Here is a 23,560-nt window from a genome sequence, read left to right on the forward strand (position 1 = left end):
CTTCAGAGCGGCGCATCGTCTCGCGTCAACCCGTCATCCAAGGTGAGTAATGGATCAGCCACACTCAGACGCACTCGTATTCTTCGGCGCTACCGGCGACCTGGCCTACAAGCAGATCTTCCCCTCGCTCCAGCGGCTGGCCAAACGCGGCGTCCTCAAGGGGCCGGTCATCGGCGTAGCCAAGGCGGGCTGGAACCTCGACCAGCTCAAGGAGCGCGCTAAAGACAGCGTCGCCAAGCACGGCGGCATCGACCCGGAGGGCCTCGAGCGGCTCCTCTCCGTCATGCGTTACGTTGACGGCGACTACGGCGACCCGGCCACCTTTACCCAGGTCCGCAAGGAGCTGGGTGAGGCGAAGCACCCGATCCACTACCTCGCCATCCCGCCCAGTCTCTTCGGCCAGGTTATCGGTCAGCTCAAGGTCTCCGGCTGCGCGGAGGGTGCGCGCGTCGTCGTCGAAAAGCCCTTCGGCCGCGATCTCAACTCCGCCCGCGCCCTCAACGCCGAGATCGGAAAGGTCTTCGCCGAGACGGATATCTACCGCATCGACCACTACCTCGGCAAGAACGCCGTGCAGAACCTCATCTTCTTCCGCTTCGCCAACTCCTTCCTCGAGCCCATCTGGAACCGCCAGTACATCGAGTCGGTCCAGATCACGATGGCGGAGCAGTTCGGCGTCCAGGGCCGCGGAGCCTTCTACGATGGCGTCGGGTCTACTCGCGATGTAGTGCAGAACCACATCATGCAGCTCATCAGCAACCTCGCGATGGAGCCGCCGCCGTGTCCTGACGTCGAGGCCCTGCGCGACGAGCGCGTCAAGGTGCTCAAGAGCGTCCACGCGCTGCGCCCACAGGATGTCGTCCTCGGCCAGTTCGCGGGCTACCACGACGAGCCCGGCGTCCGGCCCGGCTCCACGGTCGAGACCTTCACCTCCATGCGCCTGCGCGTCAACTCCTGGCGCTGGCGCGACGTCCCCTTCTTCGTCCGCACCGGCAAGCTCCTGCCCATCACGGCCACCGAGGTACTCGCCAAGCTGCGCCAGACGCCCGCCGTCTTCTCCGACGAGAACACCCCGCCCAACTACATCCGCTTCCGCGTCGGCCCCGATCCCATGATCGCCATCGGGGCCTCGGTCAAGGAGGCGGGCGACGGCCTGCGCGGCCACATGACGGAGCTGGCGGCCGTTCCCCGGCCCGACGCCGTCAATCTGCTGCCCTACGAGGAGCTGCTCGAAGACGCCATGCGCGGCAACCCCGTCTGGTTCGCCCGGCAGGATTACGTCGAAGAGTCCTGGCGTATCATCGACCCCATTTTCGCCCAGCCCACGCCCGTCCACGAGTACACCCCCGGCACCTGGGGCCCGCAGGCCGCCACCGACCTGATGAATGACTTCGGCGGCTGGCAGGACCCCGCCTAGTCGTATGCTGTAGGTTATGGGTTGTGTGTGACACAACCCATAACCCACAGCAGAGACCCCTCATGCTCCTCGGCCTCATCGCCGGTAACGGCCGCTTTCCCTTCCTGCTCCTCGATGCGGCCCGCGCCCACGGCCTCACCGTCGTCGTCGCGGCCATCAAGGAGGAGACCGACCCCGAGATCGACGCGCGCGCCGCCGCCGACCCCAACATCCGCGTCCACTGGCTCTCTCTGGGGGAACTCTCAAAGCTCATCGAGACCTTCCAGCGCGAGGGCGTCACCCGCGCCACCATGGCCGGGCAGGTCCGCCACAAGCAGATCTTCTCCTCCATCCGTCCTGACTGGCGTCTCGCCAAGCTGCTCCTGAACCTGCGCACGCGCAACACCGACATGCTCCTCGGAGCCATCGCCAAGGTGCTGGCTGACGAGGGCATCGAGCTGATCTCCTCCACCCAGTATCTGGAGCCGCTCCTCGCCCAGCCCGGCGTCCTGACCACGCGCCAGCCCAGCGAAGACGAACGCAAGGACATCGCCTACGGGCGCACCGTGGCTCGCGGCATCGCCGGCTTCGACCTCGGCCAGACCGTCGTCATCGCCGCTCAGGCCTGCGTCGCGGTCGAGGCGATGGAGGGTACCGACGCTACCATCACCCGCGCGGGCGAACTCTTCCGCACGCTGGATACGGGTGACACTACCCTTAGCCGTTCGCTGACCGTCGTCAAGGTAGCCAAGCCGAATCAGGATATGCGATTCGACGTCCCCGTCGTCGGCGTCCCCACTATCGAGACCATGCACCGCGCCGGAGCCACCTGCCTTTCGCTCGAGGCAGGCCGTACCTTGATCTTCGATCGCGATGCCATGAAAGGACTTGCCGATTCCTGCGGGATCGCTATCGTCGTGGAGTAGTTCCGCAGAGTAGAATTGCGTTGCGCATCGGCCAGGGCCAAACCTTGTCATCAGCCGAGTTAGCCGCGCAAACACAGGTTCTGATCTCGTACGTCCAATACATATCTATGTCTCCGAAATTCAGGAACTTCGAAAGAGGAAAAAGCGATGCGTAAAACCCTTCTGTCAGCCCTTACCCTCGGCACTTTGGCCATCGGCACCCTTGGCATCAAGGCCCGCGCCGCTGCCGACGCCACCACCCTCCAACCCGGCGCGTCTGCTCCTGCCTTCACGCTCCCCTCGCAGGAAGAGAAGCCGGTCTCTCTCTCTGCCTACAAGGGCAAGTACGTCGTCCTCTACTTCTACCCCAAGGACATGACCACCGGCTGCACCATCGAGGCGCATAACTTCCAGCGCGACCAGGCCAAGTACGAGGCCGCCAACGCGGTCGTGCTCGGCGTCTCGCTCGACACGGTGGAGAGCCACAAGACCTTCTGCTCCAAGGACTCGCTCACCTTCAAGCTGCTCGCTGACCCGGACCACAAGGTCATCGACGCCTACGGCGTGCCGGTCGCCTCGCACGGCGATATGAAGTTCGCCCAGCGGGATACGTTCCTCATCAGCCCCAAGGGCAAGATCCTGAAGGTCTGGCAGGTCAAGGACATTCAGGCCCACAGCGACGAAGTCCTCGCCGCCATCGAGGAAGCCAAGAAGTAGGTACTCCGGCTCTTCGTCCGGTTCTAGGGACTGCATGGGCAGGATCAGCCGCATCAGTCCTCCCGCTGGTCGGAAGCAAGAATCCACGTGCCCCATATCTCGATTCTGAGATATGGGGCACGCTCACAGCACGACGTGTATCCGAAGAACGCTGAAGGCTCGACCTTTCTCTGCTCTCTGCCACAGATTTGTCCTGCCGGACGGGCCTCCTACGCGGAGAGCGGGCGTTGGCACGTCTTTTTAGAGCGTTGCGCGGTCCTCCCGCTGGTCGGAAATAAAATATGCGCGGCCGACAGCGGGGCCTCAGAAGATAATTTCCCTCTACCTTCCCAAGAACGGTACGAAGCACCCGAAGTACACTTGGATGTACGATTAGTCCTCCCCGGTAAGGTTTTTCCCATGAATGTGTTGTTGCACCTGCTGTTTTATATCGCGTTGACCGGGTCGGTTACGTCGTCAATCTACTGCGGAATGGTGATGGTGGCTGCCGCGCGGTTCGGGCTGCGCAAACGCCGGGACGAGCGTACACCCGCTGATTTTCTTCCTCCGCTCAGCGTGCTGAAGCCGCTGCATGGCACCGAGCCGGGCCTCGAGCGCAACCTCGAGACCTTCTTCGAGCAGGACTACCCCGAGTTCGAGCTGCTCTTCTGCACCCGGCACGAGAGCGACGAGGGAATGCAACTGGCGCGGCGCGTGGCCCAGCGCTATCCCCACGTGGACGCCCGCTTCGTCACCTGCGGCGAGCCGATGCCGAAGTTCCACAACGCCAAGGTCTTCTCGCTGGAGAAGCTGGATTCGGTGGCCCGGCACGACCTCTACATCACCAGCGACGCCGATGTGCGCGTGGCGCCGGATTACCTGCGGCGGATGGTGCAGAACCTGAAGGACCCCAACTGCGCCCTGGCCTCGTGCGTCTATCTTGGGACAGCATACGGGGGGGATGAAGCCAGCTTCGCCTCGCACCTGGACGCGGTGGGCAAGTCGGTCGAGATGACCTCCGGCGTGCTGGTGGCGGACATGATCGAGGGCACCAAGTTCGCGCTGGGCGCTACGATGGCGACGCGCCGCAGCTCGTTCGAGCGGGTCGGCGGCTTCGGTCTGCTGGGCGAGTTCTACGCCGATGACTTCGAGCTGGGCAACCGGCTGGCGAAGCAGGGTGCGGGGGTCAAGATGGCGACCCACGTCATTCAGTTGATGGTGCAGGATACGCCCTTCCGGCTCTCGTTCCGGAACCAATTGCGCTGGATGCAGAGCACGCGGCGGTCGCGTCCGTGGGGGCATCTGGGGTCGGGGCTTACGTTTGCGATGCCGTTTGGACTGATGGGGCTGGTGTGGGAGCTGGCGTCGGGCCGTCCGGTGGCCGGGCTGCTGTGGCTGGGGGCGATGGTCGTCAACCGGTGGCTGCAGGCGTGGGCGATCCTGGGGGTGATGCGCGATCCGGACCTGCTGCGCTCGGTCTTTATCTATCCGCTGCGCGATCTGCTGGGAAGCATCCTGTGGGCTGGCAGCTATGGCGGCGACAAGTTCTACTACCGTGGAACGATCTACCGGATGAAAGACGGCGGAAGGGTAGAAGCCTCCAAATAGGGTACTTCGTACCGTTCTCGGGGTTGCATGGGTGAGTAATCAGCATGGGGCCTCTCGCTGGTCGGCAGCGAAAATGTTTATTCCCGACCAACGGGAGGACCACGCGAAGCTCTAAAAAGGCGTGTGAACGCCCGCTCTCCGCGCAGGAGGCCCATCCGGCAGGCAAGTCTTTTTATCCGATGGGCTGGTTGGTCAGCAGGGTCTTGCCTCCGGCGCTGGCGACGGTGAAGACCGGGCCGAGGCGGCTGAGGTCCTTGATGCGGGCGGTGGGGTTGTAGGTGAAGAGGTTGATGCGGCGCGGGCCGGTCCAGAGGCGGTCCAGCGAGGCTTCGTCCTCGAAGATCTGCGGGGCGTCGGGCCAGAAGCTGCCGTACCAGAGGCCGTTGACGCGGCCGTTGATGAGGTGGACGGGCTGGTGGGTGTAGAAGACGACGCTGCTGCCCGAGGTGAACTCGCCATCTAGAATAGTCATCTGGTCGGGGCTCTTCTGCGCGAGTTTGGAGATGCTGGCAGCGAGGTCTTTCGAGCCGAGGATGGGGTTGAACCGGACCAATCCCTCATGAGCGGCGAGTAGCACGACGATCATTCCAGCGGCCAGCGTCAGGTTGGCCGCGTAGGTGCGGGCGCGGCTGCGCAGCAGGTAAGCCACGGGGCCGAGGAGCAGGAATCCGGCTGCGGTGGCGGCCAGCGGAGCGCGAAACAGCCCCATCGCGGCTCCGGTCAGGTCGAAGAGGTGGCCTAGCGAGACGTTGTACAGGTCGGGGTTGCTGGCGAGGAGGCCGGAGAGGTCGGCCCGGGCGGGGGGATGGGAGCTGTGATGGCGAACCAGCCGCAGACGATCGTGACGAGCGTGGCCAGAGGCAGCAAGGCCCAGCGGTGCCAGAGTAAGGCGCTCTTGGAGGCTGGGGAGGCGCTGTCGGCGCGGGCTAACAGGCCACCGGCCATCAGGAAGAGCGCAGGCAGCGCGGGGATGGAGTAGTACTCCTGACGGCTCGAAAGGGTGAAGAAGACCATCACGATCAGGGCCCAGAGGGTGAGGGCGAGCGCGGCCTCGCGCTGGCGGACGGTGCTGGGGAAGCGGTGGCCGAGGTGGTGGCGCAGCGTGGTGATGGCTCCGGGCAGGAAGGCCGACCAGGGCATGACCCAGATAACGGCGTAGAGCCAGAAGAGCCAGACGGGGGTCTGGCCGTAGTCGTGGGGGATGCGCTTGCCGAGGAAGCGGGCGAAGTGCTCGTTGTAGAGGTAGAACCAGGCCCAGCCGCCGCGCGCGGGCAGGCCGAGGCCGCTCGGCAGGGCGATGGCGGGGTTTCTGATCGCGGCCAGAATATGCCAAGGTAGCGCGATGGCGGCGAAGATCGCGGTTGAGGCCAGCAGGTGCATCCGGCCCAGCAGCCGGAGCTGGCGGGTGAGGACGAGGTAGCAGAAGACGAAGCCGATGGGGAAGACCAGTCCGATGAGGCCCTTGGTGAGCAGGTTCAGAGCCAGGGTGGCGGCGAAGAGGAGGCAGGGGAGCAGACCGCTCCGTTTGGCTGCGATGCGGTCCAGCGCGATGAGGAAGAGGTGGACTCCAAGCGTCATCCACAGGGCGATGAGGATGTCCGGGATGTAGAAGCGGGTGTAGAGGTAGGGACCGATGCCGGTGGCCACGGCCAGCGCTGAGTAGAGGGCTCCCAGGTCGGGGTGAAGGGCAGGCGACTCAGCCGCGAAGAGCCTCAGGCCGAGGGCGTAGACCGCGAAGAGTAGCGTCAGCACTGCCAACGCGAGCGGCAGGCGTCCTGCCCAGTCGGACTCGCCGAAGATCGACATCGAGGAGGAGGCCATCCAGTACATCAGCGGCGGCTTGTCGAAGAAGCGGATGCCGTTGACGTAGGGAGTGACGAAGTCGTGGCGGTGCAGCATCTCGCGGGCGACCTCGAGGTAGACCGAGTCCACGTCGTCGAGCAGGCCGGGCGAGAAGAGGCCGCCGATCTGCAGGATGAGCCATGCGGCGACGATGAGGGCCAGCGAGCGCAGGCTCCAGCGGCGGGTGGGGGCGATGGCGAGGGTCGGGTCGGAGGTAGGCGCGGAGGTTGCGTTCAAGAGAATGGTGGCTGGATTCTTACCAGGCTGGGCGAAGGGTTATAGGTGAATGCGGCGTGGGGCTATGATCGGCGATGGTCTGGGGCCTGTCAACGCTGCGGCGGAGGATCGAGTGGCCGGTCGGTAACGAGTGCCTTGCCGCTGATCTCTTCGAGGAGGATCTGACGGGGGCCGAGGAGATGGTCTACGGTGTCGCGTTCTTCGAGCGGCACGAAGAGTAGCTTGCGGGCTCCGGTGCCCCACTCGGCGGCTAGCTGCGAGCTGGTGAGGAAGATGGGCGGCGCGTCGGAAAAACTGGAGCCGAAGAGCATGGAGGAGCTGCGGCCATCGACGAGAGCGACCTGCCGGCCGAGGTAGAAGGGAATGGACGAGCCGTAGGACTGGTCGCCGAAGAGCAGGATGCGGGTGTCGGGGGCGATGGAGTGGGTGGCGCGGAGGGTCTGGATCTTCGCCGCGATGGACTGGCTGGAGAGCATGGGGGCGAAGCGCGTGAGGGCGATGTGGGCCGCGATGAGGAAGACCGCTGAGGTGAGGGCGATGGCGCTGGTGGCGGCGATGTGGCGGCGCTGGTGTCGCAGCGTCCACGCCAGCGCGGGGCCGCAGGCGAAGGCCGCGGCGGCCAGGGCGGCGGGCAGGCGGAGCGCGGCGAAGGAGGGGCCGGTCAGGTCGAAGAGGTGCGACATGGAGAGGGTATAGTCGCCCACGCCGCGGTGGGCGAGCAGAGCACCGATGTCGGGCACGAAGGGCAGGTGGCGGGAGGTCCAGAGGCCGTAGCCGAGGGTGAGGGCAAAGGCTGCGCCGAGGAGGGTGAGGGCGGCGTGGGCGAAGGTGATCCAGCGGGCGTTGGTGGGGTAGGTCTGCTCGGCGCGGGCGAGGGCTGCCGAGAGCAGCAGCAGCAGGGGAAGATAGGCCGGGAAGGTGTAGTACTCCTGGTTGGTCGAAAGGGAGAAGAAGACGAGGACCAGCGAGGAGAAGATGCCCAGAAGGAGGACGCTGCGCTGCTGGAACGTATTGGCGGTCAGGCTGCGCCAGCGCCGCCGGGCCGCGTCGAGGGCCAGCGGAGCGAAGAGCGACCAGGGGAAGAGCCAGACCAGGTGCAGGCTCCAGAAGAGGGAACCGGGGAGCTTGTTGTAGTCGCGCGGGATGCGGCGGCCGAGGAAGCGGAGGAAGTGCTCGTTGACGAAGTAGAACCAGAGGAAGCCGTGGCCGTCGGCTCCGCCGGTGTTGCGCAGTCCCGCTAGTACGTGCCACGGAGCGGCGATGGCCAGTAGGAGCAACCCGCCGGTGAGAGGCCGGAGCAGACGCCAGCGGCTCAGCTCGCGGGTCAGGAGGAGATAGGCGGCTGCGGCTCCGAAGAAGAAGACCAGGGCGACGAGGCCCTTGGTCAGGACGGCCAGGGCCAGTGCGGCCCACATGGCGTAGGGCCAGCATCGCGGGCTGGGGGGCGTGAGTGTCTTGAGGAAGCTGAAGAGTGCCACGGCCAGCAGCAGCGAGAGCAGCACTTCGGGGATAAAGATGCGGGTGAAGAGGAAGATGCCCGCAGAGGTCAGGACTGAGAGGCCCGTGTAGAAGCCGGTGCGCTCACCGAAGCTCTGGGTGCCCCAGTGCCAGCCCAGCAGCGCCAGCAGCAGCACGGCTACGGCCTGGGGGAGGTGGGTGGCGAAGGTGTTGAAGCCGAAGAGGCGATAGCAGATGGCTACGAGCCAGTAGGGGAGCGGGGCCTTTTCGAGGTAGCGGATGCCGTCTACATGCAGGGTGACGAGGTCGCCGGTGGTGACCATGGCGCGCGCGGCCTGGGCGTGGGTGGCGTCGGCGTCGTCCAGCAGCGGCGGCGAGAAGAGCGCGGCGAAGAAGAGGAGCAGCCAGAGTGCACCCAGGATCAGGATAGTCGCGGCGTTGCGGGGGGCTCCGGCAGGCGCGGCCGCGGGGGGGAAGCTGGGTGGGTTTTCATTCATCATTGCTGCGAACCTTAGAATAGCGGAGAGTGGCTGTGTGTGGGCTGCGGTGGAGTGCGGTCCGGTCGCGGACCATAAATACTGCACCATGTATCTTGCTTATATCCGGTGATTTCCCTGCCTGCACATGGTGTGCGCCAGGGCGGCGGCCGGACGCTGGGGGTTGGAATGCCTACGTTTGCGGCGATCGATATCGGATCGAACTCGTGCCGTCTGAAGATTGCGTCGGTGGTGCAGCATAAGTTAAAGACGCTGTACGAGGATCGGGAGGTGACGCGGCTGGGAGAAAGTGTCTTCCAGACCGGGGTTATCTCGCCGGAGTCGATGGCCAATACGATCAAGGCGCTGAAGCGCTTCCACAAGGCGGTGCAACTGCATGTGGTGGATAAGGTGCGGGTTGTGGCGACCAGCGCCATGCGCGACGCTCGCAACGCCTCGGCCTTTCGGGAGTGGGTGCGCTCGGCGACGGGCTGGGACGTCGAGGTGATCTCGGGCATTGAGGAGGGGCGGCTGATCCACCTGGGCGTGGTGACGTACGAGCCGGGGGCCAAGGGATCGTGCGTGCTGATCGATCTCGGCGGCGGAAGCTGCGAGGTCACGGTCTCGCACGGCGGGCGGGTGAAACAGATGGTGAGTCTGCCTCTGGGCGCGGTGCGGTTGCAACAGGAGTTTTTGCAGGTGGACCCGCCGGGGAAAGAAGACATTGCGCGGCTGCGGCAGTTTATCCACCGCGAGTTGGCGCGGGCCGAGCGCAAGCTGGGCAAGCCCAAGGTGCAGCTCGTCATCGCGACCTCGGGTACGGCGGCGGCGCTGGCCGAGGGCAGCATGGCCGTGGCGGCCAAGCTGCCGGTCAGGAAGACTCCACCCAAGCAGTTTGTGCGCATCAAGCCGCAGGAGGCCGCGACGCCCTACGTGCGCAAGCTGGCCGACAAGCTGCTGAAGATGAACAAGTTGCAGCGCGAGGCGGTGCCGGGAATCGGGCCGCGGCGGTCGGAGATCATCGTCGGCGGCGCGCAGGTATATGCGGCGCTGCTGGAGCGGTTCGAGCTGCCGGGTTTCCGCTACTCGCCGCTGGGGCTGCGCGATGGGATGCTGGCGCAGATGCTGGGCGAGGTGGACCTGCGCACCGAGGTGCACAAGAAGATCGAGGACGAGCGCTGGGCGGGTGTGCTGGAGGTCTGCCACCGCTACGGGATCGCTCTGAAGACCGCCGAGCCGGTGCGCCTGCACGCGACCCAGCTCTTCGACGCGCTGGCCAAGGTTCACGAGCTGCCGCCCGAGTATCGGACGTGGTTGCAGGCCGCGGCGATGATGCAGGAAGTGGGCAAGTTTATGAGCCACCAGGGTCACCATCGGCATACGCAGTACATCATCGCCAACTCGGAGATTCCGGGCTTCTCGCCCGAACAACGCGCCATTGTGAGCGCCATCGCCCGCTATCTGGGCAAGAGCCGCCCGGACCCGCTGGACCGGGTGATGCGCGCGGTGCCGGTGGAGGAGCACCAGCATGTGATCCGGGCGGGTGTGTTGCTGCGGCTGGCGGCGGCGCTCAACCAGGACCGCGCCTCGGCCGTGGTGGGGCTCAAGACGTCGGTGTATCCGAAGCGGATCGTGCTGGATATCGTGCCCGGGCGCGGCGGCGCGGAGCTGGAGGGGTGGGCGCTGAAGAAGGAAGCCGACTACTTCTTCGAGGTCTTCCGGCGCGAGCTTTTTGTCGAGGTGGCGTAGAGAGCCTTGACGGTGCGGGGGTCGAGCAGGCTCATCAGTACGGCTGGGCCTTGAGTGATGGAGACGCGGCCCAGCGCTCCCTTGCGCAGCCGAATCATGGCGATGGGGGCGTCCTTCTGGCGCGGTCCGTGCGGCACCAGAAGCGCGCCGAGAAACTGGGTGAGGTTGGGATTGTGGCCGACCAGCAGGATGTTCTCTCGGTCGCGAACCTCCTTCAGCAGCTGCTGGAAGTCGTCCATCGTGGCCTCGGGCTCGAGGCACTTTGTTTGCAGGATGGCGGCCTCATAGCCGGTCTCGGTGGCGAGCAGGGAGGCCGTCTGGAGCGAGCGTTTGAGCGGGCTCGAGACGATCAGATCGAAGTTGATCTTGAGCGCGTTCATCACGTGCGCCAACTCCAGGCAGTGCTGCTTGCCCTCGCGGTCGATGGGGCGCTTCACGTCGAGCAAGGGGTTCTTGCGGCGGACTCCGGCGCTGGCGTGGCGAAGAAAGTACAGATTCATGGCTCTAGGGTAATCCGTCGGGTTCGGGCGTTGGCCTCTGTTGCAAACTCTTCATGTTAACTTCCTGAGCTATTCGGCGGTCTGTCGTCCAGAAAGACTTGCTGGTCGGGTTCGGCGAGCGAGGGGCTGGCCGGCTCTGGATCGGGGATGGGGTCGATCACATGCTGTCGAACGGGTTCTGTTACTGGCTCAGTAACGAGTTCGATGCGGGGTTCGGGGTCGAAGGTTGGTATGGCTTGCGGAGGGATAGGGTTGTCGAGGACCAGTATGCTCTCGGCCCCGCGCTGCCAGAAGCGGGCGAAGAGGTTGGCGAAGAGGCCGAGCTGCGCCAGCACGAAGATTGGCCAGACGTGCGGGCGGGCGAGATGAGCGAGGCTGTAGCTCAGCCCGAGCGCGAGTGCGGCGAGACCTACGACGCTCAGCAGGAGGAAGCTGCCGTAGGTGCGCAGGAAGTTACGGCGAAGCACGCGCAGGGCTGGGAGGAGGGTGCGGCGGACGCGGTGGTCGGGTTTGCCATCGGGTCGAATTTGTAACCCAATCTGTACTGTATAGGCTGTCACCAGATCGAAGTAGAGACGGAGCAGCGCGGCCACCAGCCCGATGAGGAGGTATGCGGCAGCCTCGCGGCCCAGCGCGGGATAGCCGGTGAAGTGATCGTCGACGTAGTCGCTCCATTTGTCCTGAAGCGTGAGGAGCGGGCCGAGGACGATGCCGGAGACGATGACCGTGAGCAGGGTGATGCGGATGAATCGCCAGAAGTGCAGCAGCCCCGCGCCGAGGAGCGTCGAGAGCCGTGACGGCGCGCCGTCGATGTAGCAGAAGAGCGTGCCCGGAACCAGGATGAAGTAGACGAGCGCGTAGAGGGGCAGGCCGAGGTAGTTGGTGTTACCGGCGCTGGGCGCGTTGTCGCTCAGGCGGATGAGGGCGTCGCCCGCGGTGCCGATGTCGAAGGCGCTGGTAAGGCGCTGTCCGGCGAGCGAGTGGGTGAGGATCGAGCCGAGCTGGGTTCCGAAGCGAAGGGCGAAGAGCAGTGCCAGCGCGAGGTTGAAGGCGTAGGTCCAGAGGACGGCTCCAGGGCGTCGGAGCGTGATGCCGAGGCCGTGCAGGAGCAGGCTGCGGCGGCGCGGGGCGGCGTAGTCGGAGGTTAGGGGATCGCGCGTGAAGTCATTCAGCATGGGGCCTGCTTTCGATGGTCCGGTTCCTAGATGACCCAGGTGATGAGCTGCGAGACCAGTTGCAGCGCGCTGGCGTAGAGTGTGGCCATCTTGCGTGCGGGTATGGCGTTCTCCGTGGTGCTGCGGCTGTTGTTGAAGAAGTTCTTGTCGAGCCAGACGGTGTGATCTGGGTCGATCTCAGCCGAGATTACCTTGGCTCCGCGCAGGTAGGTGAAGGTCTTCCAGCGGTCGGCCCCGTCCCACTGTTCGCGGAGCTTGGAGCCGTCGCTGAAGCGGACCTCGAGGGTCACGGGCAGGATAAAGTCTCCCCTGCGGCGAATCGTGACCGTGCTGCGGAAGCTGCTCTGCTTGGTGTTGGGAAGCCACCAGCGTTCGGGGCCGGAGTCGATGCCGTCGATCGCGTAGTCGAGCACCTCGGTGCCGTAGATGGCTTGATTGAAGAACGAGCGGAGGCTCGATCCGGCACCGGCTAGCGGGGGAGGCGTTCCGGCGATGGATTGAAGAGGCTTCGGTACAGATGCATTTAGTATTGAAGAAGTTACATTTTGCGGAAGCAGGGTAATGCTGCCGTTGTGGGTAAGGTCGGCGATGCTGCGGGTGGCGCGGCCGTTCTTGACGGCGACCTCTTCGATGGTCTGGAGGAAGTCTTCGGTGGTGGGGTGGGTGAAGCGATAGCGCATGAAGTAGACGTGCATGGCCTCGCGCATGGTATCCGCGCCGATGATGCCTTCGAGCGTCTTGAGCAGCATCGCGGTCTTGCCGTAGGTGATGTCGCCGTAGGAGGCGGCGTCGCGGAACTGCCACGCGTGACGGGTGACGGGGTCGAGATCCGGCGCGCTGAGGTACTGCACGCGCGAGAGCGCGTAGTCGGACGCGCTGGCCCAGGGGAGGTCGAGGAAAGACGTATTGCGCCCGTAGATCGCGGCCATCACGTTGCCCTCGGTGTACTGGTTGATGCCCTCGTCGAGCCACGCGTCTTCGAACTCGTTGGTCGCGACCATGCCGTACCAGTACTGGTGGCCGAACTCGTGTTCTGTAACAGCTTCTGTTTCATGGGTGAAGTCGAAGTTGCCGGTGTCGCCGGTGATAAGCGTGGGGTACTCCATGCCGCCGATCTCGGACTCCGGCTCAGGATCGACGACGGTGAGGACCTTGTAGGGATAGGGGCCGTACCAGGCTTCGAACTGCTTCATGCTGGCCTGCGCGGCCGCCAGATAACGCGGCCCGGCGTGGGGGTGAGAGGCGTGGGCGAGGACGCGGATCTCGACCGGCCCCATGGAGGAGAGGTAGGTTCCGGTGGTGACCTGGAAGCGGGGGCTGGCAGCCCAGGCGAAGTCGCCGATGTCCTCTCCGTAGTATGTAACTGTTTTTGTTCCGTTCGCCTGGGGCGTGTCGCCGGTGGGTACGCCGGAGGCTCCGACGATGTAGTTCTTCGGCAGCGTGAGCGAGATGTGGAAGGTGGCGAAGTCGGAGAAGAACTCGGTGGTGGCGTGGTACTGGTGGCAGTTCCAGGCGCCATGCCAGAAGACGCCGGGCTTGGGGTACCACTGGCCGCCCATCAGGAAGTCGCGCTTGTAGCCGTTGCGGGCGACGGAGAGCGGGAACTGGTCGTGGAAGGTGATGTGGAAGGTGATGGAGCCGCCGGGGGCGAGCGGGTGGGGCAGCTTCACCTCGGCTACGGTGTGGTCGTTGAGGTTGCCGTCGTCGGGCGCGATGAAGTGCAGAGCGAGGTCGCCCTGGCCGTCGGCGGAGATGTGCGAGATGGTGATGCTGCCGAGCTTCTCTTTGGGGTACTCGTCGTCGGCGTCGGAGTCGCGGATGCCGCCGCCGAAGTGGGTCTCGGAGGTAAAGCTGGCCTCGGGGCGGAAGCCGTTGAGGTAGAGGTGGAAGGGGAAGGTGGTGAGGGTTTGGCCGGTGAGATTGTGGTAGGTCAGGGTCTCGGTGGCGTCGAGCGATTTGTGGGTGGTGTCGATTTTGGCGTCTATGGTGTAGTCGACGACGCGGGGTGAGAGTGGGGTGGCGGAGTTGGTCGCGATGCTTCCGGCGTGCAGGGGAAGGGCGGCGGCCAGCAGGAGCGCGGAAAGGAGGAGTCTCGCCATGCAGGGATTGTAGATGTTTTCTTCCGACCAACGGGAGGGCCACGCGAAGCTTTAAGAAGGCGTGTGAACGCCCGCCCGCCGCGCAGGCGGCCCGTCCGGCAGGACAAGGTCTTTTTGCCACAGCTCGCTGGTGATGAGTCCGAAGAGAGAGCGATGCATAGCGATGCGGGTGAGTCCGGAGCGTTCAAGGGCTGCGGAGTGGTCGGGCAGGGCGCTGGTGCGCAGGCCGGTCAGGAGGCGGAAGGCCGCGTAGAGGCTGCGGATGAGGAGCCATGCGGGTGCGCGCATGAGGCCGGTTGGGATGCGGAAGTCGGAGACCAGCCAGCGGCCTGTGGGTGGGAGTGTGGCGGCGAGACAGGCGGTTAGCTCGTCCACTTGAGGCTGGGTGAGGCAGTCGAGGAAGAAGTGGGTTGCGATGAGGTCGGGAGTACTGCTGGGGGCGTAGGTGAGGGCGCTGGTGTGGTGCGTGGTGAGGCGGCTGGTTTGGGCGCGTTGGCGCAGCAGATGGAGCATGGCGGCGCTGATGTCTACGGCGTCGATGCGGATGGAGGCGTTCTGACGGAGCAGGCGGGCGGTGAAGCGGCCGTCGCCGTCGCCGAGGATGAGGGCTTGGGTGGAGGTGGTGAGGCGTGGGAGAAAGTGCTCGCGGGCGCGCTCGAGCGTGCGGCCCAGGGTGAGGTACTCGAGCCAGCGGTAGGGGCGGGCGATGAGGTCGAAGTTGGGTTCTACCACCGGGCTGTGCCTAGTAGGAGTAGCGGTGTCAGGAGAGCCAGATCGGCGGCGGCGCGGAGGCTCGTCCGGTGGATGTGGCTCCGATTCGCGTGGAGCAGGAGCAGCATGCCGAGAGACAGGGCGCAGGCGGTGGGGAGTGTCCAGAGCATACCTGCGGCGCGCTGCCAGACTGCGAGGGTGGCGCTGGTTAGGATAAGTGCGGCGGAGAGCCAGGTGAGATGGCTCAGGGCGAGCCGGGTGGTGGGATGGGCGCGATCCGGGGCGACGCTTTGCTCGTGCTCCCACGCGTAGATGAACAGGCAGTTGAGGCTGCATAACGCCGCAAAGAGCAGCGCGGGGGGCAGCAGCTCGAGCCGTAGCTGCGGGCCGCGGGCGACCGTGGGGATGAAGACGGCGGCGGCGAAGAAGACGCCCACGCCAAGCTCCTTCGGTAGCCGGAGGGAGCTGCGTGTTGCGTGGATGAGTAGGAACCATGCGACCAGCAGCGCGCCTTCGACGAGGTAGAGACGCAGGGCGGCAGGGGGAATCCGCAGTAACAGCGGGGCCAGGGCGAGCGAGCAGAGCACGATGCCGCCGAGGAAGAGCGTCCGGTGGCGATGGTGAAAGAGATGGCGTGCCTCAAGCTCGTCGGTGTGCTCGGTGAGTGGGGTTAGCGGGAGGGTGTTGAGGAGGCGCGCGTCGAGCAGGCGGTCGGCTGCATAGAGGATCCAGACGGCGAGCGCCATCGCCACAGGAGCCATGACCGGCAGGGAGATGCCGGATGAGTGGGCGATGAAGGCGGTCCACAGCGCGGCGACTGTGGGGGCGTCGAGGGAGCAGAGGTGCCAGAGGATCAGGGGCCTTGCGAGCCGTGGGGTGCGCTGCGTCGCAGGGGCGCGGTGGTGAGCGCGGGTTGATGGTGCGAGGAGTGCCACGCTTTTATTGTAGGAGAGGTTTGGAGGCGGGGGATGGTCGGGGCTGGGGTGAGGAAGGCAGACCTCGAGGGCTAAAGCCTGGACCTATCCCAGAAGCAATGGCAAGAACAACAGCAACGGCAGATTCCTCCGCTGCGCTTCTGAATGACAACCAGGAAAACAGGCAACGGCAAGGGCGCCCTTGCGCCGGGCGGGCGGCACTTCGTGCGGTCTTGGACGCTTCGCGTGGGTCTCCCTGGTTTTACGACTTCGCGGCGAGCACGGCCTTGGTCAGGGCGGGGACGATCTCGAATAGATCTCCCACCACGCCGTAGTCGGCCACCTCGAAGATCGGTGCGTTCTCATCCTTGTTGATGGCGATGACGGTCTTCGAGCCCTTCATGCCGACCAGGTGCTGGATCGCGCCCGAGATGCCGACCGCGAGGTAGAGTTTCGGGGCGACGGTCTGGCCGGAGCTGCCGACCTGCCGCTCCATGGGGAGCCAGCCGTTGTCGCAGATGGGGCGCGAGGCGGCCAGCTCGGCTCCCAGGGCGTCGGCCAGCTCCTGCACGATGGAGATGTTCTCCTCTTCGCCGATGCCGCGACCCACCGAGACGATGACCGGCGCAGCGGAGAGATCGACTGTCTGGGCGGACTCGCGGAAGGGCTGGCCAGGCTTGTTGCGAATCTGCTCGGCATCGAGGAGCGGCTGAAACCGATGGATGCTGGTTGTGCCGGATTCCACGGCATCGGCGCGGAAGGAGCCTGCCTGGATAGAGACGAAGCAAGGGCCTGTGCCAACTTGGCGGTAGTCTGCGTTTAGTTTGCCCTGGAGCAGTTGGCGCACGAAGACCGGGCCTTCCTTGATCGCGATGACGTCCGAGATCAGCACCTGCCCGAAGCGGGTCGCGAGTGCGGGGGCGAAGTCGCGCACCTGATAGGTGTGGGGGAAGAGGACGTAGGCCGGGGAGAGCTGCCGTACCAACTGCTCCAGCGCGATAACGTAGCCATCGGCGGTGTAGACGCTGAGGAGATTGTGCTCGACCGAGTAGACCTCTGCCAGCTTATGCGTAGCCAGCTCCCCGGCTAATGCGGAGGCTCCGATGACTGCAGCCGAGCAGGGAAGCCCGAGGGCTGTGGCCAGTTGCTGGGCCGCCGCCAGCGCCTCGAAGCTCATGCGGCTCCACGCGCCTGCTCGCTGCTCCATGATGACGAGTATGCCGCTCATATCACTCTCACCTCGAACTTCAGCTTCTCGACTAGCGTGGCCGCTATCTCCGCCGCCGAGCCGGTGATTCTTTCGGTCTTCTTCTGCTTCTCCGGCAGGTATACCTGCTCCAGTACGACCGCCGGAGCCACGGTTGCAGCCGCTGGAGTTACGGTCGTGGTCTCCTTGCCCTTGGACTTCTTGATCCCCATCAGCGTGGCGTAGCGCAGCTTGTTGCCGCCGGACTGGATCGTCAGCAGCGCGGGCAGCGGCATCTCGACGTGCTGGAACCAGCCGTCCTCCAGCTCGCGCTTCACGAGCAGGCCGGTGTCGGTCTTTTCCACCTGCATGATGATGGTGGCGTGAGGGATGCCGAGCAACTCGGCCAACACGACGCCGGTCTGGCCGAGGCCGAGGTCGTCGGATTGCAGCCCGGTCAGGATCAGGTCGGGTGACTCGGCCCGGATCGCATCGGCCAGCATACGGGCGACGCCCAGTGTGTCCAGAGAGCCGAGATCGTCGGACTCGACGTGGATCGCGCGATCCGCGCCCTTGGCCAGCGCCTCGCGCAACGTGCTGGTGACGCGCTCAGGCCCGGCGCAGAGGACGACTACTTCGCCCTCGCCGGTCTTTTCCTTTAGCTGCAACGCCTCTTCGAGCGCATAGGCGTCCGGCTCGTTGATCGTGTAGGCGAGGTCGTCCTCGTCGATCCACTTTCCATCCGGCGCGATGGCGATCTGGGCGTCACGCTCCGGAACCTGCTTGATGGCTACGATGATCTTCATGCGAAGTTCGCTCCCACAGTGGCGGCCGGAAAAGTGAATGGCCGTTCAGTGCGAGAGTGTAGCGCATCCGCTTTACTGCTGGCTAACTCGCCGCCGGTTAGGACCCGGCGATGGTCATGCCCTCGACCCGGATGGTGGGGGCTGCGCTGGAGCCGCGGAAGACCAGATCATTGGCGATGGCCGAGATGTTCTGGTACATGTCCTTCAGGTTTCCGGCGATGGTGATCTCCTCGACCGGGTAGGCCAGCTCGCCGTTCTCGATCCAAAGGCCGCTGGCGCCCTGGCTGTAGTCGCCGGTGACCATGTTGACGCCGAAGCCCATCGTCTCGGTGACGTAGAGGCCGTCCTTTACGTCGCCGATCAGTTCCTCCGGCGTGAGCGTTCCTGCTTCCAGGTAGAAGTTGCCCGCGCCGATGCCGGGGTTGCCCGCGAGGCCCCTTGAGGCGTTGCCGGTAGAGGGCAGGCCGAGCTTGCGGCCGGTGTAGCTGTTCAGCACGTAGCTCTTCAGGATGCCGCGCTCGACCAGCACGGTGCGGCGTGTGGGCAGACCCTCGCCGTCGAAGGGTGAGGTGCCGAAGCCGCCTACGGAGAGACCGTCTTTGTTGAAGAGGAGCGTGCCGTCGTCGATGACGGTGATGTTTTCTCCGGCTACGCGCTCGCCGAGCATCCCGTCGAAGAAGGTGGCGTGGCGGTAGATGGAATCGCCATTGGCGGCTTCGAAGATGTTGCCGATGATGGAGCGGGAGATCTCGGGCGAGAAGACGACGGGGACGCGCTGCGTCTTGACCTGCCGGGCACCCATGCGGCGTAAAGTCCGCTGTGCGGCGATGCGGCCGATTTCCTCCGGCGACTCCAGCAGGCGTGTGGTGCGGGCGCTCGAGTACCAGTAGTTGCGCTGCATCTTGCCGTGCTCGTCGATGGCGATGGGGGCGGCGGAGAAGCCGCAGTAGGAGCGGCGGTACTGGCCCGCGAATCCGCGCGAGTTGACCAGCACTTTGTGCGAGGTGGCGGTGTCGAAGTCGCCGCCGCCGGAGTTCTGGATGCGGGTGTCGTAGGCCATCGCAGCGGCCTCGCAGCGGCGGGCTATCTCGATGCGCTCGGCGGGCGGCTGCTCGTTGACGTCCTCGAAGTAGAGGCCGAGATCGCCAGCCAACTGGCCGAACTCGCCAGCTTCGGGCAGGCCCGCGTAGGGGTCTTCGCTGGTGATCTTGGCCAGCATGATCGCTCCTTCGACCAGCTTCTCGATGCCCTCGGGCGAGAGGTCGGAGGAGGAGGTGCTGGCGACGCGCTGGCCGATGAAGACGCGCAGGCCGATGGCGCGGGAGCCGGACTCCTTGAGAGTCTCGACCTGGCCCAGTCGGACGAGCGCGGAGAACTCGTCGCCCTCGTAGGCTACTGCCTCGGCGTCGGTGGCCCCGGCGTGGAGAGCGCGGTTCAGGGCGTCGGTGGCCAGGGTTTTGAGGTCAGTCGTTTGCTCGATTGAGAACATGCTAGGAGTTACTCCTGTGAAGATCCAATTTGCCAGTACGCGCTGCAGCCACAAGATCCGCTATCGAAATCTGGGGCCTTACTGGAGGAGATTTTTTCTCTCTTACGCGGCTTACCCAACCCCAGGCAAACGTAGAAGCTACGGAAACAGTAATCCATATAGATACAAAAGCAGAATGGGGAAGGTTGTTTCGGATGACCCGAGTGAGCATTGCAACGATAAAACCCGGCACGCTTGCAAGAAGGACGACGATCATATGACTTCCTGAAGGAGAGACCTCTGGCAGGAAATATTCTTGCCAGAGATTGTCCAGTTCGCTGAAGTCCACGTTGAATTCGTCCGCGATGCTTTTGAAAATTTCATCCACATCGTCACCTGCTAAACCAAGGCTGTGGTCAATCGTGTCCCAATCATGAATCTCGTCCGGTGAGGTCGAGATTTGGGCGGCCACAATCTGCTTGATGCGGGTCTCAATATGTTCAGGTTCTTTCACGCTCAGTTGTTTACCGGACTGGGGTCTGCGAAATGCGGGGCTGGCGGCCGTCGGTGGCGGCGCGGAAGTGCAGGCCACTGACGCAGTACTCGGAGTCCGTGCGGAGCTTGTGCTTCATGTGCCGGACCGAGCCTTCGGCTATCGTCTTCACGTTCAGCTTGACCGCGCCGAAGCAGTCCTTGCAGCGGAACTCGGTGTCGCTGTCCTCGATCGCCTCAATGACGGACTTGAGCTTCCAGAACGGTTCGTAGCCTCCGGTGGCGCGGACACGGCGGCGTTTTACCTGACACTCAAAGATCATCTCGCGTTCGACTGCCATATATTTCCCCCTTGGGACGTGTTGTGGAGATGCTGCGCTGGAGGTTCTTTTCTGTAAGGTCTGGTGCGGGCTTATTCGACCGGATGTGCGGAGATTTTGGGCTCGCGGCCGTCGGTGGCCTTCTTGAAGAGCAGGCCGTTGGGGCAGAACTCGGAGTCGGCAGGGGCCTTGTGCTCGACGTAGGGAGCGGTGCCGGTCTTGCTGTTGCGGCCCAGCAGCTTTACCTCGCCGAAGCAGTCCTTGCAGCGGAACTCGGTGTCGCTGTCGGACAGGGCCACGGCGACTGTCTTGACCTTCCAGAAGGGCTCGTAGCCGCCGCCCGTCTTCAGCCGTTTGCGCTTCACTTCACACTCGTAGATCTTCTCGCGCTCGGCTGCCATTTGCTTATCGTCCCGTTCCCCCGACCGTCATGCGGTCGAGCTTGATTGTGGGCATTCCTACGCCGACGGGCACGCTCTGCCCCGCCTTGCCGCAGGTGCCGATGCCCTCGTCTAAGGCCAGGTCATTCCCAACCATAGACACGTACTTCAACGCCTCCGGACCGTTGCCGATCAGGGTTGCGCCCTTCACCGGCCGGGTGACCTTGCCGTCTTCAATGAGGTACGCTTCACTCGCGGAAAAGACGAACTTGCCGTTGGTGATGTCCACCTGGCCACCGCCGAAGTTGACCGCGTAGAGGCCGCGCTTCACGCTCTTGATGATGTCCTCGGGGACATCGTCGCCGTTGAGCATGTAGGTGTTGGTCATGCGGGGCATGGGGATGTGCTGGTAGCTCTCACGACGGCCCGAGCCGGTGCTGGTCTGACCCATCAGGCTGCCGTTCATCTTGTCCGAGAGGAAGCCCTTGAGGATGCCGTTCTCGATCAGCACGGTCTCGCGCGTGGGCACGCCCTCGTCGTCGACGTTGAGGGAGCCGCGGCGGTTGGGCATGGTGCCGTTGTCCACGACAGTGACCTTCGACGAAGCGACCTGCTGGCCGATCAGACCGGCGAAGGCCGAGGTCTTCTTGCGGTTGAAGTCGGCTTCGAGTCCGTGGCCGACGGCCTCGTGCAGCAGCACGCCGGGCCAGCCGGGGCCGAGGACGACCTCCATCTCACCGGCAGGGGCTTCGGCTGCGCCGAGCTGCAAGAGGGCGGTGCGGGCGGCCTCGCGGGCGAAGTGCTCGGGGCTCTTGGGGCCTTCGAAGAAGTCGAGCGTGACGCGGCCGCCGCCGCCGGAGGTGCCGCGGGCGGTGTTCTGCGAGTCTTTGGCGATGACGAAGACGTTCAGCCGGGCCAGGGGCTGGGTGTCGCTGGCGTAGGTGCCGTCGGAGGCGCAGACCAGGATGCGGCGCAGCTCGTCGTTGATGCTGGCGCGGACCTGAGTGATGCGCGGGTCGAAGTCTCGTGCGGCTTTATCGGCTCTTTGGATGAGCTGGAGCTTAGCGGCGATCTCGCCGTCGGAGCCGACGCCCGCGATGGGGTAGAGCGACGGGGTTTCGGTGTGGCGGAAGCCGCTGACCAGCTCCTTGGCCGGGCCGCTGGCGATGAGGGCCGCGGTACGGGCCGCTCGCAGCAGGCGCTCGCTGGAGAGGTCGTCGGTGAAGGCGAAGCCGGTGCGCTCGCCCGAGACGACGCGGATACCGCAGCCGACACTGATGCCCTGGCTGGCGGTTTTGACGAGGGACTCGTCGATGCCGAGTGAGGTGGAGGTGACGGATTCGAAGTAGAGGTCGGCGTAGTCGCCACCGGCGGAGAGCGCCTCGCCCAGGCAGCGCTCCATCAGCCGCTCCGAGACCCCCAGCTTATCGATAAAGTAGCGTTTGTGGTCGGGAGTAAGGTCCGGCACTGGCAAGGTCATTACGTCCATGATAGGCTTCGCAGGGGGCTGCGGCAACTCTGTACTTTGTACCGTTCTTGGGGAGGCATGGGTGAGTGATCTCCTGAGGGTCTCCCGCTGGTCGGCAGCGAGCATATTTCTTCCAAGCGCTCTCTGCGCAGGAGGCCCGCCCGGCAGGACAGAGGCTTTACTGAATGTTCTTAAGCAGTTGCGCGTTGAACTGAACTGTTTTCAGGTACTTGTCAGGGGCTACCCGCTCGTTGATGCCGTGGATCTGCCCCAGTACGGAGGTGTCGATCTCGAGCGCCAGGAAGCGGTAGACGTTCGGTGTCAGGACGGTGTAGTAGCTGGAGTCGGTGGCGGCGTTCAGCAGGTTGGGCACGATGACGGCTTCGGGGAAGAGCTGGTGGATCGTCGTGGATAGCGTGCGGTAGCCAGCCGAGTCGAGCGGCGAGATGGGGCTGGGGTCGCGCTGGGCGAAGCTGCCCGCGCTAACGGAGACGCCGGGATCGTTGATGACCTTGCGGACATGATCGGTGACCGTGGCGGCGGTGTCGCCCGGCAGGATGCGGAAGTTGACCACGGCGCGGGCGCTGGTGGGCAGGGCGTTGTCCTTGAAGCCGCCGCTGATCATGTCCACGGCGGTGGTGGTGTGGAAGTTTCCGGCCTGCGTCTGGTTTTTGAGGCCCTGGCTGATGATGAGCGGCTTGAAGAGCCAGAGGTTAGCCAGGAGCAGGCGCTTCGAGAAGGGCAGATAGGGAGCGACGGCGGCGTACTGGTCGGTAAGGACGCTGGGCAGGGAGGCGGGCATGGGGTGTGCTTCCAGCTTGGTGATCGCCGCGCTGAGCTGGCCGATGGCGGTGTGGGGTGGAGGCTCGGAGGAGTGGCCGCCGGTGCCGGTGGTGCTCAGGGTCAGGCCGAGGATGCCCTTTTCAGAGGTGCCGATGAGAGCGAGCGGCATCGTGAGGCCGGGGGTCGCGCCGGTGACGACCATGCCGCCCTCGTCCACGACGAACTCGGGCTGGACGCCGCGCTGCTGGAGCAGTTTTACGATGTTGACTGCGCCATGGCTGCCGCCGTTCTCCTCGTCGTCCCCGAAGGCGAAGAGGATGGTGCGCGATGGAGTGAAGCCCTTGCCGATCATGGTCTCGGCAGCTTCGAGCAGGGAGAGGACGTGGATCTTGTCGTCGATGGTGCCGCGGCCCCAGATGAAGCCGTCGGCTACGTCTCCAGAGTAGGGGCTGTGCTTCCACTGGGAGAGGGTCTCGGCGGCGGCGGGGACCACGTCGAAGTGGCCCATCAGGATAACGGGCTTGGCGGACGGGTCTTTGCCCTTCCAGGTGTAGAGGAGTGCGCCGTCGGGCAGCACCTCGCGCTGCAATGTGGCGTGGACCTTGGGGAAGCTCTGCTGCAGGTAGGAGTGCATCTGCTGCATGACGGCGAGGTCGGGCGGCTGCTCGGACTTCGACTCGGTGGGGATCTGGATGGCTCCGATGAAGCGTTTGATGGCGCCGTCGTTGTCGAGCGCGATGGGCGTCATGGAGGCGGTGGGGATGGACTGCGGCTTCAGCAGGGCGGCGCGGGTAAGCGCGATCAGGGCCAGTACAAGGATCACCAGAAGAAGGAGGGAGACCAGTCGCTTCATAGACGTACCTGCCGATTCGGAATGAGTAACAGTCTATG

21 protein-coding genes are annotated in these 23,560 nt (G+C 64.8%); 5 read left to right on the plus strand and 16 right to left on the minus strand.

The window, feature by feature from the left end; all coding sequences use genetic code 11:
• Positions 1–49: 49 nt before the first annotated feature.
• From zwf to FTO74_RS01645, 4 genes are all read left to right on the plus strand, one after another.
• Positions 50–1,417: a glucose-6-phosphate dehydrogenase gene (gene zwf / locus FTO74_RS01630; protein ID WP_162536585.1), complete on the plus strand. Its 1,368-nt coding sequence runs from the start codon at positions 50–52 to the stop codon at positions 1,415–1,417.
• Positions 1,418–1,479: 62 nt separating this feature from the next.
• Positions 1,480–2,322 (plus strand): UDP-2,3-diacylglucosamine diphosphatase LpxI, encoded by an 843-nt coding sequence (gene lpxI, locus FTO74_RS01635; RefSeq protein ID WP_162536586.1) that lies wholly within the window; start codon positions 1,480–1,482, stop codon positions 2,320–2,322.
• Positions 2,323–2,469: 147 nt separating this feature from the next.
• Complete coding sequence (locus tag FTO74_RS01640) at positions 2,470–3,018, plus strand: peroxiredoxin (RefSeq protein ID WP_162536587.1); 549 nt, start codon at positions 2,470–2,472, stop codon at positions 3,016–3,018.
• A gap of 399 nt (positions 3,019–3,417) precedes the next feature.
• The gene (locus FTO74_RS01645) at positions 3,418–4,605 is read left to right on the plus strand and encodes a glycosyltransferase (RefSeq protein ID WP_162536588.1); all 1,188 of its coding nucleotides are present in this window, start codon (positions 3,418–3,420) and stop codon (positions 4,603–4,605) included.
• Between the two features lie 172 nt (positions 4,606–4,777).
• On the opposite strand, the gene FTO74_RS19615 is transcribed toward FTO74_RS01645, so the two are convergent.
• The 3 genes from FTO74_RS19615 to FTO74_RS01655 form a co-directional block, all read right to left on the minus strand.
• A complete protein-coding gene (locus FTO74_RS19615; protein WP_255462442.1) occupies positions 4,778–5,314 on the minus strand; it encodes a hypothetical protein in 537 nt (178 codons plus the stop codon).
• Positions 5,315–5,343: 29 nt separating this feature from the next.
• Positions 5,344–6,684 carry a glycosyltransferase family 39 protein gene (locus FTO74_RS01650; protein ID WP_255462443.1) on the minus strand — a complete coding sequence of 447 codons (1,341 nt, stop codon included), beginning with the start codon at positions 6,682–6,684 and terminating at the stop codon, positions 5,344–5,346.
• An 89-nt stretch (positions 6,685–6,773) separates the two neighbouring features.
• Positions 6,774–8,642 (minus strand): glycosyltransferase family 39 protein, encoded by a 1,869-nt coding sequence (locus FTO74_RS01655; RefSeq protein WP_162536589.1) that lies wholly within the window; start codon positions 8,640–8,642, stop codon positions 6,774–6,776.
• Positions 8,643–8,807: 165 nt separating this feature from the next.
• On the opposite strand from FTO74_RS01655, the gene FTO74_RS01660 reads away from it, so the two are divergent.
• Positions 8,808–10,367 carry a Ppx/GppA phosphatase family protein gene (locus tag FTO74_RS01660; protein WP_162539637.1) on the plus strand — a complete coding sequence of 520 codons (1,560 nt, stop codon included), beginning with the start codon at positions 8,808–8,810 and terminating at the stop codon, positions 10,365–10,367.
• Here FTO74_RS01660 and FTO74_RS01665 read toward each other — a convergent pair.
• The 13 genes from FTO74_RS01665 to FTO74_RS01725 form a co-directional block, all read right to left on the minus strand.
• Entirely contained in the window at positions 10,319–10,867 is a 549-nt protein-coding gene (locus FTO74_RS01665) for a phosphoglycerate mutase family protein (RefSeq protein WP_162536590.1), read from the minus strand. The genes FTO74_RS01660 and FTO74_RS01665 overlap by 49 nt on opposite strands.
• 56 nt (positions 10,868–10,923) lie before the next feature.
• Entirely contained in the window at positions 10,924–12,042 is a 1,119-nt protein-coding gene (locus FTO74_RS01670; protein ID WP_162536591.1) for a hypothetical protein, read from the minus strand.
• A gap of 26 nt (positions 12,043–12,068) precedes the next feature.
• Positions 12,069–14,141 carry a M1 family metallopeptidase gene (locus FTO74_RS01675; protein WP_162536592.1) on the minus strand — a complete coding sequence of 691 codons (2,073 nt, stop codon included), beginning with the start codon at positions 14,139–14,141 and terminating at the stop codon, positions 12,069–12,071.
• Between the two features lie 51 nt (positions 14,142–14,192).
• A complete protein-coding gene (locus tag FTO74_RS01680) occupies positions 14,193–14,873 on the minus strand; it encodes a class I SAM-dependent methyltransferase (RefSeq protein ID WP_162536593.1) in 681 nt (226 codons plus the stop codon).
• Positions 14,867–15,787: a hypothetical protein gene (locus tag FTO74_RS01685; protein WP_255462444.1), complete on the minus strand. Its 921-nt coding sequence runs from the start codon at positions 15,785–15,787 to the stop codon at positions 14,867–14,869. Before FTO74_RS01685 ends, FTO74_RS01680 begins: the two co-directional genes overlap by 7 nt.
• Before the next feature lie 241 nt (positions 15,788–16,028).
• Positions 16,029–16,994, minus strand: coding sequence for an electron transfer flavoprotein subunit alpha/FixB family protein (locus FTO74_RS01690; RefSeq protein WP_162536594.1), 966 nt, complete (start codon positions 16,992–16,994; stop codon positions 16,029–16,031).
• Positions 16,991–17,758 carry an electron transfer flavoprotein subunit beta/FixA family protein gene (locus FTO74_RS01695; protein WP_162536595.1) on the minus strand — a complete coding sequence of 256 codons (768 nt, stop codon included), beginning with the start codon at positions 17,756–17,758 and terminating at the stop codon, positions 16,991–16,993. The genes FTO74_RS01690 and FTO74_RS01695 overlap by 4 nt, the downstream gene beginning before the upstream one ends.
• A 97-nt stretch (positions 17,759–17,855) precedes the next feature.
• Positions 17,856–19,247: a TldD/PmbA family protein gene (locus FTO74_RS01700; protein WP_162536596.1), complete on the minus strand. Its 1,392-nt coding sequence runs from the start codon at positions 19,245–19,247 to the stop codon at positions 17,856–17,858.
• Between the two features lies 1 nt (position 19,248).
• Positions 19,249–19,740 carry a DUF1493 family protein gene (locus FTO74_RS01705; protein WP_162536597.1) on the minus strand — a complete coding sequence of 164 codons (492 nt, stop codon included), beginning with the start codon at positions 19,738–19,740 and terminating at the stop codon, positions 19,249–19,251.
• A 10-nt stretch (positions 19,741–19,750) separates the two neighbouring features.
• Positions 19,751–20,059: a hypothetical protein gene (locus FTO74_RS01710; protein WP_162536598.1), complete on the minus strand. Its 309-nt coding sequence runs from the start codon at positions 20,057–20,059 to the stop codon at positions 19,751–19,753.
• 71 nt (positions 20,060–20,130) lie between these two features.
• Positions 20,131–20,439, minus strand: a complete 309-nt coding sequence (locus FTO74_RS01715) for a hypothetical protein (protein WP_162536599.1) — start codon at positions 20,437–20,439, stop codon at positions 20,131–20,133.
• 4 nt (positions 20,440–20,443) lie between these two features.
• Positions 20,444–21,898 carry a metalloprotease TldD gene (tldD, locus tag FTO74_RS01720; protein ID WP_162536600.1) on the minus strand — a complete coding sequence of 485 codons (1,455 nt, stop codon included), beginning with the start codon at positions 21,896–21,898 and terminating at the stop codon, positions 20,444–20,446.
• Positions 21,899–22,064: 166 nt separating this feature from the next.
• Positions 22,065–23,522 (minus strand): M20 family peptidase, encoded by a 1,458-nt coding sequence (locus tag FTO74_RS01725; protein WP_162536601.1) that lies wholly within the window; start codon positions 23,520–23,522, stop codon positions 22,065–22,067.
• Positions 23,523–23,560 lie beyond the last annotated feature (38 nt).

Origin of the sequence: Granulicella sp. WH15 (assembly GCF_009914315.1) — a bacterium.
GTDB lineage: Bacteria > Acidobacteriota > Terriglobia > Terriglobales > Acidobacteriaceae > Edaphobacter.

Excerpts from the sequence above, each read along its gene's own strand:
- zwf (WP_162536585.1), top strand. The coding sequence starts at position 50 with ATGGATCAGCCACACTCAGACGCACTCGTATTCTTCGGCGCTACCGGC.
- lpxI (WP_162536586.1), top strand. The coding sequence starts at position 1,480 with ATGCTCCTCGGCCTCATCGCCGGTAACGGCCGCTTTCCCTTCCTGCTC.
- FTO74_RS01640 (WP_162536587.1), top strand. The coding sequence starts at position 2,470 with ATGCGTAAAACCCTTCTGTCAGCCCTTACCCTCGGCACTTTGGCCATC.
- FTO74_RS01645 (WP_162536588.1), top strand. The coding sequence starts at position 3,418 with ATGAATGTGTTGTTGCACCTGCTGTTTTATATCGCGTTGACCGGGTCG.
- FTO74_RS19615 (WP_255462442.1), bottom strand. The coding sequence starts at position 5,314 with ATGGGGCTGTTTCGCGCTCCGCTGGCCGCCACCGCAGCCGGATTCCTG.
- FTO74_RS01655 (WP_162536589.1), bottom strand. The coding sequence starts at position 8,642 with ATGATGAATGAAAACCCACCCAGCTTCCCCCCCGCGGCCGCGCCTGCC.
- FTO74_RS01660 (WP_162539637.1), top strand. The coding sequence starts at position 8,808 with ATGCCTACGTTTGCGGCGATCGATATCGGATCGAACTCGTGCCGTCTG.
- FTO74_RS01665 (WP_162536590.1), bottom strand. The coding sequence starts at position 10,867 with ATGAATCTGTACTTTCTTCGCCACGCCAGCGCCGGAGTCCGCCGCAAG.
- FTO74_RS01670 (WP_162536591.1), bottom strand. The coding sequence starts at position 12,042 with ATGCTGAATGACTTCACGCGCGATCCCCTAACCTCCGACTACGCCGCC.
- FTO74_RS01675 (WP_162536592.1), bottom strand. The coding sequence starts at position 14,141 with ATGGCGAGACTCCTCCTTTCCGCGCTCCTGCTGGCCGCCGCCCTTCCC.
- FTO74_RS01690 (WP_162536594.1), bottom strand. The coding sequence starts at position 16,994 with ATGAGCGGCATACTCGTCATCATGGAGCAGCGAGCAGGCGCGTGGAGC.
- FTO74_RS01695 (WP_162536595.1), bottom strand. The coding sequence starts at position 17,758 with ATGAAGATCATCGTAGCCATCAAGCAGGTTCCGGAGCGTGACGCCCAG.
- FTO74_RS01700 (WP_162536596.1), bottom strand. The coding sequence starts at position 19,247 with ATGTTCTCAATCGAGCAAACGACTGACCTCAAAACCCTGGCCACCGAC.
- FTO74_RS01710 (WP_162536598.1), bottom strand. The coding sequence starts at position 20,059 with ATGGCAGTCGAACGCGAGATGATCTTTGAGTGTCAGGTAAAACGCCGC.
- FTO74_RS01715 (WP_162536599.1), bottom strand. The coding sequence starts at position 20,439 with ATGGCAGCCGAGCGCGAGAAGATCTACGAGTGTGAAGTGAAGCGCAAA.
- tldD (WP_162536600.1), bottom strand. The coding sequence starts at position 21,898 with ATGACCTTGCCAGTGCCGGACCTTACTCCCGACCACAAACGCTACTTT.
- FTO74_RS01725 (WP_162536601.1), bottom strand. The coding sequence starts at position 23,522 with ATGAAGCGACTGGTCTCCCTCCTTCTTCTGGTGATCCTTGTACTGGCC.